Genomic DNA, 11,436 nt, shown 5'->3' on the forward strand with positions numbered 1-11,436 from the left:
GGGCTTCCTGGGGAAGGGAGCACGGCATGAAGCGGATGAAGTGGCAGGGCAGGGCGGCGCTGGCCATGGCGCTGGCGGCGGCGATGGTTCCTGCATGGGCGTGCACGCGCGCGGTCTATCTCGGTGACAACGGCGATGTGATCACCGCCCGGTCGATGGACTGGAAGGTGGACGTTGCCACCAACCTGTATGTCCTGCCGCGCGGCATCGAACGTACCGGCCAGGCCGGGCCAAAGTCGGCGAAGTGGACCGCGCGCTACGGCAGCGTGGTGGCCACCGGCTACGACGTGTCCACCACCGACGGCATGAACGAGAAGGGCCTGGTCGCCAACCTGCTGTGGCTGGTCGAATCGGAGTATCCGCAGCAGCGTGGCAACAAGCCGGGGCTGGCCATCTCGCTGTGGGCGCAGTACGTGCTGGACAATTTCGGCAGCGTGGCCGAGGCCGTGGCTGCACTGGAGCGCGAGCCGTTTGCCATCGTCACCGACAAGGTGCCCGGTGAGGACCGCCAGGCGACCCTGCATCTTTCGCTGTCTGATGCCACCGGCGACAGCGCCATCATCGAGTACATCGGCGGTCGCCAGGTCATCCATCACGACCGCCGCTACCAGGTGATGACCAACTCGCCGATCTTCGATCAGCAGCTGGCGCTCAATGCGTACTGGAACAGCATCGGTGGCACTGTGATGCTGCCGGGTACCAACCGCTCGGCCGATCGCTTTGCGCGTGCCTCGTTCTACATCAATGCCATTCCCAAGGCCGAAGATCCGGTGGAGGCGCTGGCCAGTGTGTTCAGCGTCATCCGCAACGTATCGGTGCCGTTTGGCATCACCACGCCCGGCGAGCCGAACATCTCGTCCACGCGCTGGCGCACGGTGGCCGACCACAAGCGCCGGTTGTATTTCTTCGAATCGGCACTGACGCCCAATACGTTCTGGGTCGATCTGAACAAGGTCGATTTCGGAGGGCAGGTGCTCAAGCTCGACCTGGGCCGCGACCAGCGCAACACCTTCTCCGGTGATGCGCTGTCGCAGTTCGTGCCGAGCAAGCCGTTCGCCTTCCTCGGCACGGACGGCTAGGGCGCGCGGCTGCCGTCCTTCGGATAGACCGCGAGGATGTCGCAGCCTGGGCGGGCCATGCTGGGGGTGTAGGTGCGGCCGTCGCCCTCGATGCCAGAGGGCATCAGCACGATGCGGTCGCGGGGATTGCCGCAGATCAGGCCGTTCTGCAGGCCGGACTGGAAGTCCACGTCGGTGGCGCCGGCCAGGATCGAACAGCTGCTGGCCAGCTCCACGTGGTAATAACGGTGGCCGCCATTGCGGCGTGGGTTGGTTTCCACCACCACGCCTTCCGGGCTTTCGCTCCAGCCGCGCACGTTGCGGGTGGCGAAGCACACCGCAGACGAGGTCTGGAAGGTATGCGGGGTGTCGCCGCCGCGGCCCCCGCGCCCCTTCGCGCTCACGGTCACGCCGGGCAGGGTGGCCGCGTACTGGCGGCTGCTTTCGCGGGCGATGGTGGCGAAACTGCGGCCGTCGATCGGCGTGACCGCGCTGACCGCGCAGCTCCGACCGTCAACCACCACCCGTTCGCCCGGCTGGCCGCAGGCCCAGCCCTGCGGGGCTTCCAGCCTGAGCGCGTCGGCTTCGTTGACGCCCGGGCAGTCGGCGGCGAAATCAAGGCGGAAGGCGCGGCCCTGGCCATCGGCGACGGCGATGGCGCTGGGCGTGTCCTGCTCCACCTGCTGCACGTCGCGCGCGTCGAGGCAGCCAGGTGCCGGCGGAGTACGCAGTTCCTGTGCGTGCAGCGGCGTCACGACAGGGCTGGCAAGGGCCAGTGAGAGAAGCAAAGGTCGGATATTCATCATGCAATCCTTGCGGGGTGAACATCGCCCGAACATAGCATGCGGTCCTGTCCGCCTTGATGACCACATTGCAGGCCGCACTGCGCACGCGCACACTGCCGCGATGGGCGCCATCTTCCACCTGCGGCACTACGGCCAGTCAACGGGCCTGGACCGTCACGACTACGCACAGTGGGTGCTGCCGCTGCAGGGCGAGCTGCAGTTCGAGCTGGAAGGTCGCGGCGGCCGCCTGGACCTGCTGCAGGGGGCCTTCGTTGCCGCCGGCGAGGCGCATGACCAGATGGCGCACGGGCCGAACGGTTTCGTGATCGTCGATTGCGGCCCGGGCGTGCTGGATGACCTGACCCAGGAGCACCTCAGCCGCCAGCGCTGGCTGCACCTCCCGCTTTCACTGCGCCAGCGCCTGGCCCAGGTGCGGGTCGGCGGTTGCATGCCGGAGCTGCTGCCCGACCTGCTGCGGGCGTTTGCCCCTGCGGGTAGTGGTGCGCGGCTGCAGGCCCTGTGTGCGGCCGTGCAGGCCGAACCCGGGCAGGCGTGGCCGGTGGCGCGCATGGCGGCCCATGTGGGCGTCAGCGAAAGCCGGCTGCATGCCTTGTTCCAGCGCGAATTCGGGGTCAGTCCCCAGGCGTGGCTCAGCGCCAGCCGGCTGCGCTGGGCCAAGCATGCGTTGCTGACCAGTGCAGCGCCGATCAGCGATATCGCGCTGGCGGCGGGCTATTCCGAGCAGAGTGCACTGACCCGTGCGCTGCGCCGCGAGACGGGCCTGACCCCGAGCGCCTGGCGGCGCGGTGAAGCGTCTCTGTAGCGTCGAGCTTGCTCGACTGGCATTCCGTTTGTTGCTCGACTGAACGCAGTCGAGCAAGCTCGACTCTACGAAGAGATTGGGCAGTAGCCTCGGTCAAGACGCCGCGCCCATCGCCGCCTACACTGCGCGGCCTGTTCTCTCCCCCGAAGAACCTGATATGCGCAACAACCCGATGGCCCTGGGCATCGCCAATGGCGTTGCCGCTGGCGCGCTGTGGGGCGTTGTCTTCCTCGCGCCTGCCGTGCTGCATTCCTTCAACGCATTGCAGCTGTCCGCCGGCCGCTACCTGGTCTACGGCCTGATCGCGGTGATCCTGCTGCTGCCGCGCTGGAAGCGCCTGGCACCTCAGCTGTGGCGTGCCGAATGGATGGGGCTGCTGTGGCTCAGCCTGGCCGGCAACCTGGTGTACTTCCTGCTGCTGGCCACGGCCGTGCAGTGGGCCGGTGGTGCGGCGGCCTCGCTCATCGTCGGCCTGATTCCGGTGGTGGTGACCCTGGTGGGCGTGCGCGAGAAGGGTGCGGTGCCGCTGAAGCAGCTGCTGCCCGCGCTGGGCCTGTGCGTGCTGGGCGTGGCCCTGGTCGGCTGGGAATCGCTGATGTCCGAGCACCTGGGCACGCCGTGGCGGCAGCGCCTGATCGGCCTGGTCTGCGCCTTTGGTGCGCTTTTTTCCTGGGCGCTGTACTCGGTGGGCAACAGTCGTTGGCTGGCCCGGCGCGCCGATCTGTCCAGCCATGACTGGTCGCTGCTGACCGGCGTCACCACTGGCGGCCTGTCGCTGCTGCTGGTGCCGATGGCCTTCATCGGCCAGGCCGCCGGCCACACCCCCGCGCAGTGGAGCCTGTTCTGGGTGATCAGCGCCGGCGTCGCGGTCATCGCCTCGATCATCGGCAACGCGTTCTGGAACCGCGCCAGCCGCCTGCTGCCGTTGACCCTGACCGGGCAGATGATCGTGTTCGAAACCCTGTCCGCGCTGCTCTATGCCTTCGCCTGGCAATGGCGTTGGCCGACCCTGCTGGAGGCGCTGGCGATCGTGTTTCTGGTGGCGGGCGTGCTGCTGTGTGCCCACGCGCACCGCGCCCCGCGTGCGATCGCCGAACATGCCGGCTGATTGCCGGCCTCAAGCGCCCTGATGCCGGCTTTGTCTCAATTGCAACCAAATGACTGCACGTTGGGCGATGATCGAAACAAACGATTTTTGCATCGCAGCACTTGACAGCCCCCCGGCGCACGGTGTTTTCTGTGCGCCATGGTCTTCGATGCCGCCCTCGCCAGCCTGATTGCCCCCGCTACCGCGGGCGGGTCGACTGCGCCGGTCGCCATCACCACCATTATTACCACCACCGCCACCACTGCCCTGGTGCGGCCCGTCGTCTTCGTGTAACTCCCGAAAACAACGGCCCCGCACCATCCAGGTGACGGGGAAACCCACCACCTGCATGTGACGGGGCCTCCTACCGAGGTCTGCATGTCTTCCCACGCCCCCGCCCATCCCGCTGCACCGGCCGACCTGGCCGCACCGTCCACCGTCGTGCACAAGTTCGGCGGCACCTCGGTGGCCAACGCCGAACGCTACCGCCATGTGGCCGGCCTGCTGCTGGCCCGTCCCGAGCCGCTGCAGGTCACCGTCGTGTCGGCGATGAAGGGCGTCACTGATGCACTGATCGAGCTGGCCCAGCTGGCGGCACGCGGCGATGCAGGCTGGCGCGAGGCCTGGCATGCCCTGCGTGCACGCCATCGCGGCGCGGCGGTGGCCCTGCTCGGCGAGCAGGTGGGCGAGACCGTGGAGTGGATCGACGTGCGCTTCGACCACCTGGCCGAAGTGCTCGGCGCGCTGGCGGTGATCGGTGAGCTGCCGCGCGAGGTGCTGGACCGCGTGCAGGGGCTGGGCGAAGTGTTCTCCGCGCAGCTGCTGGGCATGCACCTGCAGGCACTCGGCGAAGAGTGCGCGGTGCTGGACGCACGTGATGTCCTGGTCGTCGGCCATGGCGAACTGGGCGTGGACGTGGATTGGGAGGCCAGCGCCGACCGCCTGGCGAAATGGCGCCTGCAGCACCCGCAGTCGCGCGTGGTCGCCACCGGTTTTGTCGCCCGCGACCGCGCGGACCGCATCACCACGCTGGGCCGCAACGGCAGCGACTACTCCGGCGCGGTCTTCGCTGCGCTGTTCAACGCCGATGAGCTGCACATCTGGACCGACGTCGATGGCGTGCTGTCGGCGGATCCGCGGCTGGTGCCGGAGGCCGTGCAGCTGGAGGCGCTCAGCTACGACGAGGCCTGTGAGCTGGCCTATTTCGGTGCCAAGGTCGTGCATCCGCAGACCATGTCGCCGGCCATCCGCCTGGGCCTGCCGATCTTCATCCGCAACACCTTCCATCCGGCGCACCCGGGCACGCGCATCAGCGCAGAACGCTCGCCGCGCGGGCCGGTGAAGGGCCTGACCCTGAGCCCCGACCTGGCCCTGCTGAACCTGGAGGGCACCGGCCTGATGGGCGTGCCGGGCACCGCCGAACGCGTGTTCTCGGCACTGCGCCAGGCGCAGGTGTCGGTGGTGATGATCTCGCAGGGGTCTTCCGAACACTCGATCTGCTGCGTGGTGAAGGCCGGCGAGGCCGCGCGTGGACGTGAGGCCCTGCTGCATGCATTCGCCCACGAACTGGCGGTGGGCCAGGTGCAGCGCGTGCAGGTCGGCGAGGGCGTCAGCGTGCTGGCTGCCGTCGGTGATGGCATGGCCGGTCAGCCCGGCGTGGCCGCGCGCCTGTTCGAGGCCCTCGGCCGTGCCCAGGTGAACATCCTGGCGATCGCGCAGGGTTCGTCCGAGCGCAACATCTCCGTGGCCGTGGCCAGCGCCGACGCAACGCGCGCCCTGCGTGCCGCGCACGCCGGCTTCTGGCTCTCGCCGCAGACCTTCGCGGTGGGCGTGATCGGGCCGGGCAATGTCGGCGCGGCGCTGCTGGACCAGCTGCTGGCCGCGCGCCCGCAGCTGCTGGCCAAGGCCAACGTCGACCTGCGACTGCGTGCGCTGGCCTCGCGCTCGCGCATGCGCCTGGAAGCCGATGTCCTGCACGCCGACTGGCGGCAGGCGCTGCACGGCGATGGCCAGGCCAGCGACCTGGACGCGTTCACCGAACACCTGCTGGCCGCACACCTGCCGCATGCGGTGGTGATCGACTGCAGTGGCAGCGCCGACGTGGCCGAGCGCTACGAGGGATGGCTGGCCGCCGGCATCCATGTGGTCACCCCGAACAAACAGGCGGGTTCGGGTCCGCTGTCGCGCTACCAGCGCATCCATGCCGCTGCTGCCGCCAGTGGCGCGCGCTTCCGTTACGAGGCCACGGTGGGTGCCGGTCTGCCGGTGATCACCACGCTGCGCGACCTGGTCGATACCGGCGACGAAGTGCTGGCGGTGGAGGGCATCTTCTCCGGCACGCTGGCCTGGCTGTTCAATCGATTCGATGGCAGCCAGCCGTTCTCCGAGCTGGTGGCGCAGGCGCGTTCGATGGGCTACACCGAGCCGGACCCGCGCGATGATCTGTCCGGCGTGGACGTGGCGCGCAAGCTGGTGATCCTCGCCCGTGAGGCCGGCCAGGCGCTCAGCCTGGAACAGGTGCAGGTGGAAAGCCTGGTGCCGGCGCTGCTGCGCGATGGCAGCGTGGACGACTTCATGGCCCGCCTGGGTGAATCCGATGCCAGCCTGCTGCAGCGCCTCGAAGGTGCACGGGCGCGTGGTGCGGTGCTGCGCTATGTCGCCCGGCTCGATGCGGAGGGTGCATCGGTGGGCCTGCAGGAACTGCCGGCCGACCACACCTTCGCCAACCTGCGCCTGACCGACAACGTGGTGCAGTTCCGCACCCGTCGTTACTGCGACAACCCGCTGGTGGTGCAGGGCCCGGGTGCAGGGCCGGAAGTCACCGCTGCCGGCGTGTTTGCCGATCTGCTGCGCGTGGCCGCCGGCGAAGGAGCGCGGCTGTGATTGCACGCGCATTCGCGCCCGCATCCGTGGCCAACGTGGCCGTGGGCTTCGACATTCTCGGCCATGCCATTGCCGGCATCGGCGATACCGTGACGGTGCGCCGCATCGATGAGCCGACCGTGCGCATCGAGGCCATCCGCGGCAGTGCCGTCGAGCTGCCGCTGGATGCGCCGGGTAATACGGCCGGGGCCGCGCTGATCTCGCTGCGCGAGGGCGTGGGTCTTTCGTACGGCTTCGCGGTCGAGATCGACAAGGGCATTCCGTTCGGCTCGGGCATGGGCGGTTCGGCCGCCTCGTGCGTGGCCGCGCTGGTGGCCGCCAACGCGCTGCTTGATGCACCGCTGCCGCGCGAAGCGCTGTATCCACACGCACTGGATGGCGAGGCGGTGGCCAGTGGTGGCCGCCACGGTGACAACGTCGGCCCGCTGCTGCTGGGCGGGCTGGCGCTGTGTACGGCCGATCGCCTGGTGTCGATTCCGGTGCCGGCCAGCTGGCACAGCCTGCTGGTGCATCCGCACGCGGTGCTGGAGACCCGGCGCGCGCGGGCGGCACTGCAGGGCAGCTATGCGCTGGGCGAATTTGTCGCACAGAGCGCCAACCTTGCCCTGGTGCTCAGTGGTTGTCACCGCGGCGATGCGGCCCTGGTGCGTGCCGGCCTGCGCGACGTGCTGGTGGAGCCGCGCCGCGCCGCACTGATCGCCGGCTTCGACGCTGCACGCGATGCCGCGTTGGCAGCCAACGCGATGGGCGCGGGCATTTCCGGTGCCGGCCCGAGTGTGTTTGCCTGGTTTGAAGATGCCGACCAAGCCCATGCCGCTGCGGCGCCCGTGCGTGCGGCGTTTGCCGCCGCAGGCTTCGACAGCGAAGCCTGGGTCTCGTCGCTGGACGCTGCTGGAGCGCGACTGTGCTGAATCCTTCCCCCTTGCTGGATACCGAGCTCATGCAATTCGTTTCGACCCGAGGGCATGCGCCCGCCGTTGGCCTGAGTGCCGCCATCGCCGCCGGCCTGGCCCCGGATGGCGGCCTGTACGTGCCCGACGTGTTGCCTGCGCCGCGCGAACTGCACGCCGGTGCCACCCTCGCCGAGACCGCTGCCGATCTGCTGGCGCCTTTTTTCGAAGGTGATCCGCTGCAGGACGCACTGCCGGAGATCTGCCGCGAGGCCTTCGATTTCCCGGTACCGCTGCGTGCGCTGGGCCGTGACGGCGACCATGTGCTGGAGCTGTTCCATGGCCCGACCGCCGCGTTCAAGGACATCGGCGCGCGCTTCCTCGCCGGCACGTTGTCGCGCCTGCAGGCGGGCAAGGACCGTGACCTGACGATTGTCGTGGCCACCTCCGGCGATACCGGTGCCGCGGTGGCAGCGGCCTTCCATCGCCAGCCCGGCGTGCGCGTGGTGGTGCTGTATCCCGATGGCCGTGTTTCGCCGCGCCAGGCACACCAGCTGGGCTGCTTCGGCGACAACATCCAGGCGCTGCGCGTGGGCGGCTCGTTCGATGACTGCCAGGCGATGGTCAAGCAGGCGCTGGCCGACACCGACCTGCAGGCGCAGGTGCCGCTGAGTTCGGCCAACAGCATCAGCCTGGGCCGGCTGCTGCCGCAGATGAGCTACTACGCGCATGCGGCGCTGACCCACCACGCGCGCACGCGGCGCCGCCTCAACCTGGTGGTGCCGACCGGCAACCTGGGCAATGCGATGGCGGCCGTGCTGGCGCGTGCACTGGGCGTGCCGATCGGCCAGATCGTGCTGGCTACCAATGCGAATGCGGTGCTGCCGGCCTACTTCAATGGCGGCGACTACCAGCCGCAGGCCAGCGTGGCCACCGTGGCCAATGCGATGGATGTGGGCGCGCCAAGCAACTTCGAGCGCCTGCGCTGGCTGTATGCCGATGACGATGCGGAACTGCGTGCTGCGTTCCGCGCGTTCGCGGTGGATGACGTGACCATCCGCGCGACCATCGCCAGTGCGCATGCCAGCAGCGGCGAGCTGTTCTGCCCGCACACCGCCACGGCGGTGAAAGTGCTGCAGGACCTGCGCGCGCGCGGCGCCAAGGGCGACTGGGCGGTGGTGTCGACGGCGCACCCGGCCAAGTTCGAGGCGGTGGTGGAACCGTTGATCGGCGAAAGCGTGGCGGTGCCGCCGGCATTGGATGCGCTGCTGCAGCGGCCGGCGCATGCCGAGCCGCTGGCCGCTGATTACGCGGCGCTGCGCGAGGTGTTGTTGCGCTGAGGCGGGTAGTGCCGGCCGCTGGCCGGCAACACCGTGAACCGCGCGACGGTCAGGCCAGCCCTTCGCCCGCCAGCGTACGCAGCCCATCCTCGTCGAGGATCTCCACCACGTTCAGATGGGGCAGGGCGATCAGGCCCTGCTGGCGCAGCTTGGTGAAGGTGCGGCTGACCGTTTCCATGGTCAGGCCGAGGTGGTCGGCGATGTCGCCGCGGCCCATCGGCAGCGACACGCGCAGGCCATCGCCGCCCAGCCTGGCTTCGCGTGCGGCCAGGCGCAGCAGGAAGTCGGCCAGCTTTTCGGCCGGTTGCAGGCGGGCCAGTGCCAGCGCGGCGTCCTGGGCGGCGTCCAGTTCCTGGCAGGCGCGCTGCAGCAGCTTGCGTTCCAGGTGCGGGAAGCGGCCGCGCAGCGCCTTCATCTGCGGCAGGGCCACGCGGCAGACGCGGCTGTCAGCGATGGCTTCGATATCGTGGCGATGGTGGTCGCTGCCACTCAGGCCGAGGTAATCACCGGGCAGCACGAACCCGTTGATCTGTCGACGGCCGTCGGCCAGCGTGCGCACCAGGCGCAGTGCGCCCGCGGTCAATGTATAGACATGCTGGCGTTCTTCGCCGGTGCGGGCCAGGGTGCTGCCCAGGCCCACCTGCTGCGACACGGTCACCTGTTCCAGTGCCTGCACTTCGTCGGGCGACAGCGCCGAGCAGACCGCCAGGTGGCGGACCGAGCAGTGCAGGCAGTCCAGCGTGGTGCAGGACGGCGCAGCGTCGTCGTGGGCGGCGGACGGAGCGCCAAAAGGCCGGGACATGGTGCGGAGGCGTATCACGGGCGGGGGAGGGCTTTATGATACTTCATGCGGCCTTATGGCCCCTGATCGGCGGCTGAGCCATGCGGGGCGGTAGAATGTCGCCCCCTCCCACGTTCCCGTTCCTGCAGGAGTTCCGCCCGTGATCAAGCCCCGTACCCCGCCCGGCACCCTTGAACTGTTGCCGCGCGAGCAGATTGCGTTGCAGCGCATGCTGGACGTCATCCGCCGCAACTACGAGCGCTTCGGGTTCCTGCCGGTGGAAACGCCGGTGTTCGAGCTGTCCGACGTATTGCTGACCAAGTCCGGTGGCGAGACCGAGCGCCAGGTGTACTTCGTGCAGTCCACCGGCGCGCTGGCCAATGCTGCCGAATCGGGCGACCGCTCGCTGCCGGAAATGGCGCTGCGTTTCGACCTGACCGTGCCGCTGGCCCGCTACGTGGCCGAGCACGAGCACGAGCTGACCTTCCCGTTCCGCCGCTACCAGATGCAGCGCGTGTACCGCGGCGAGCGTGCCCAGCGTGGCCGCTTCCGCGAGTTCTACCAGTGCGACATCGACGTGATCGGCAAGGACAGCCTGAGCGTGCGCTACGACGCTGAAGTTCTGGCCGTCATCCACGCCGTGTTCTCCGAGCTGCGCATCGGTGATTTCAGCATCCAGCTGAACAACCGCAAGCTGATGCGCGGTTTCTTCGAGAGCCTGGGCGTGGCCGAAGGCGAGCGCCAGCTGGCCGTGCTGCGCGAAGTGGACAAGCTGGACAAGCGCGGCGCCGATTACGTGCGCGAAACGCTGGTGGGCGAGGGCTTCGAGATTCCGGCCGAGCAGGTCGAGAAGATCCTGGCCTTCGTGGCCGTGCGCTCGAAGGGTCATGAAGACGCGCTGGCCCAGCTGGCCGCCCTGGAAGCCGGTGGCGCCTCGTCGGAAACCCTGCGCAACGGCGTGGCCGAGCTGCGCGAAGTGCTGCAGCTGGTGCAGGCGCTGGGCGTGCCGGAAACCGCGTACTGCCTGAACTTCTCCATCGCCCGCGGCCTGGATTACTACACCGGCACCGTCTACGAGACCACGCTGACCGACCACCCGCAGATCGGCTCGATCTGCTCGGGCGGCCGTTACGAAGACCTGGCCAGCCACTACAGCAAGTCCAAGCTGCCGGGCGTGGGCATCTCCATCGGCCTGTCGCGCCTGTTCTGGCAGCTGCGCGAAGCCGGCCTGATCGACGGCATCGAAGCCAGCAGCGTGCAGGCGCTGGTGGCACTGATGGACGAGCAGGGCATGGCGCAGTCGCTGGACATCGCCCGCCGCCTGCGCAGCGGTGGCATCAACACCGAAGTGCAGATGGAGCCGAAGAAGATCGGCAAGCAGTTCCAGTACGCCGCCAAGGCCGGCATCCGCTTCGTGGTCCTGGCTGGCGAAGACGAGCTCGCCCGCGGCGTCGTGGCAGTGAAGGACCTGGTGCGCGAACAACAGTTCGAAGTCTCCCGCGACGAACTGGCCAGCACCCTGCAGGTCGAGCTGGAACAGTCGAAGGTGATGTAACTGCCCAAGGCAGCACCCAGAAGTTGAACGAAACGCCCACCACCCGGTGGGCGTTTTCGTTTCCGACTCGCGCTCCGGGCTCAGAGCCGTTTTCCCAGGAGAACGGATCCGACCCCGTGCCGACCAACGGTCGGCACCCACCAACAGCAGCGTCATGCCGTTTCGACAGATCGCAGGAAACTCTCGAAGGCGGGGTGGGTCCGGTGGCAGGGGTGTGAGCGGCATGGATGCCGC

At 68.7% G+C, this 11,436-nt stretch carries 10 protein-coding genes; 8 read left to right on the top strand and 2 right to left on the bottom strand.

The window, feature by feature from the left end; translation table 11 throughout:
* Positions 1-26: 26 nt before the first annotated feature.
* Entirely contained in the window at positions 27-1,079 is a 1,053-nt protein-coding gene (locus tag IAE56_RS07080) for a linear amide C-N hydrolase (RefSeq protein ID WP_200752013.1), read from the top strand.
* On the opposite strand, the gene IAE56_RS07085 is transcribed toward IAE56_RS07080, so the two are convergent.
* On the bottom strand, positions 1,076-1,861 hold the full coding sequence (locus tag IAE56_RS07085; protein ID WP_200752014.1) for a DUF6491 family protein: 786 nt from the start codon (positions 1,859-1,861) through the stop codon (positions 1,076-1,078). The two genes, IAE56_RS07080 and IAE56_RS07085, sit on opposite strands and share 4 nt — an antisense overlap.
* A gap of 103 nt (positions 1,862-1,964) precedes the next feature.
* On the opposite strand from IAE56_RS07085, the gene IAE56_RS07090 reads away from it, so the two are divergent.
* The 6 genes from IAE56_RS07090 to thrC all read left to right on the top strand — a co-directional run bounded on the left by IAE56_RS07090 (position 1,965) and on the right by thrC (position 8,866).
* On the top strand, positions 1,965-2,666 hold the full coding sequence (locus IAE56_RS07090; RefSeq protein WP_200752015.1) for an AraC family transcriptional regulator: 702 nt from the start codon (positions 1,965-1,967) through the stop codon (positions 2,664-2,666).
* A gap of 157 nt (positions 2,667-2,823) precedes the next feature.
* Entirely contained in the window at positions 2,824-3,774 is a 951-nt protein-coding gene (locus tag IAE56_RS07095; protein ID WP_200752016.1) for a DMT family transporter, read from the top strand.
* Between the two features lie 138 nt (positions 3,775-3,912).
* Positions 3,913-4,047: a hypothetical protein gene (locus IAE56_RS21240; RefSeq protein WP_256643655.1), complete on the top strand. Its 135-nt coding sequence runs from the start codon at positions 3,913-3,915 to the stop codon at positions 4,045-4,047.
* A gap of 84 nt (positions 4,048-4,131) precedes the next feature.
* Positions 4,132-6,636, top strand: coding sequence for a bifunctional aspartate kinase/homoserine dehydrogenase I (gene thrA, locus IAE56_RS07100; RefSeq protein WP_200752017.1), 2,505 nt, complete (start codon positions 4,132-4,134; stop codon positions 6,634-6,636).
* Positions 6,633-7,547, top strand: a complete 915-nt coding sequence (locus tag IAE56_RS07105; protein ID WP_200752018.1) for a homoserine kinase — start codon at positions 6,633-6,635, stop codon at positions 7,545-7,547. The genes thrA and IAE56_RS07105 overlap by 4 nt, the downstream gene beginning before the upstream one ends.
* Positions 7,548-7,576: 29 nt before the next feature.
* A complete protein-coding gene (thrC, locus tag IAE56_RS07110; RefSeq protein WP_200752019.1) occupies positions 7,577-8,866 on the top strand; it encodes a threonine synthase in 1,290 nt (429 codons plus the stop codon).
* Between the two features lie 49 nt (positions 8,867-8,915).
* Here the strand turns inward: thrC and IAE56_RS07115 are convergent, their stop codons facing one another.
* Positions 8,916-9,668 (bottom strand): helix-turn-helix domain-containing protein, encoded by a 753-nt coding sequence (locus tag IAE56_RS07115; RefSeq protein WP_200752020.1) that lies wholly within the window; start codon positions 9,666-9,668, stop codon positions 8,916-8,918.
* 139 nt (positions 9,669-9,807) lie between these two features.
* Between IAE56_RS07115 and hisS the strand changes: the two genes are divergently transcribed.
* On the top strand, positions 9,808-11,202 hold the full coding sequence (hisS, locus tag IAE56_RS07120) for a histidine--tRNA ligase (RefSeq protein WP_200752021.1): 1,395 nt from the start codon (positions 9,808-9,810) through the stop codon (positions 11,200-11,202).
* The last annotated feature ends 234 nt before the right edge of the window (positions 11,203-11,436 follow it).

This window comes from Stenotrophomonas sp. S41, assembly GCF_016624625.1.
Lineage (GTDB): Bacteria > Pseudomonadota > Gammaproteobacteria > Xanthomonadales > Xanthomonadaceae > Stenotrophomonas.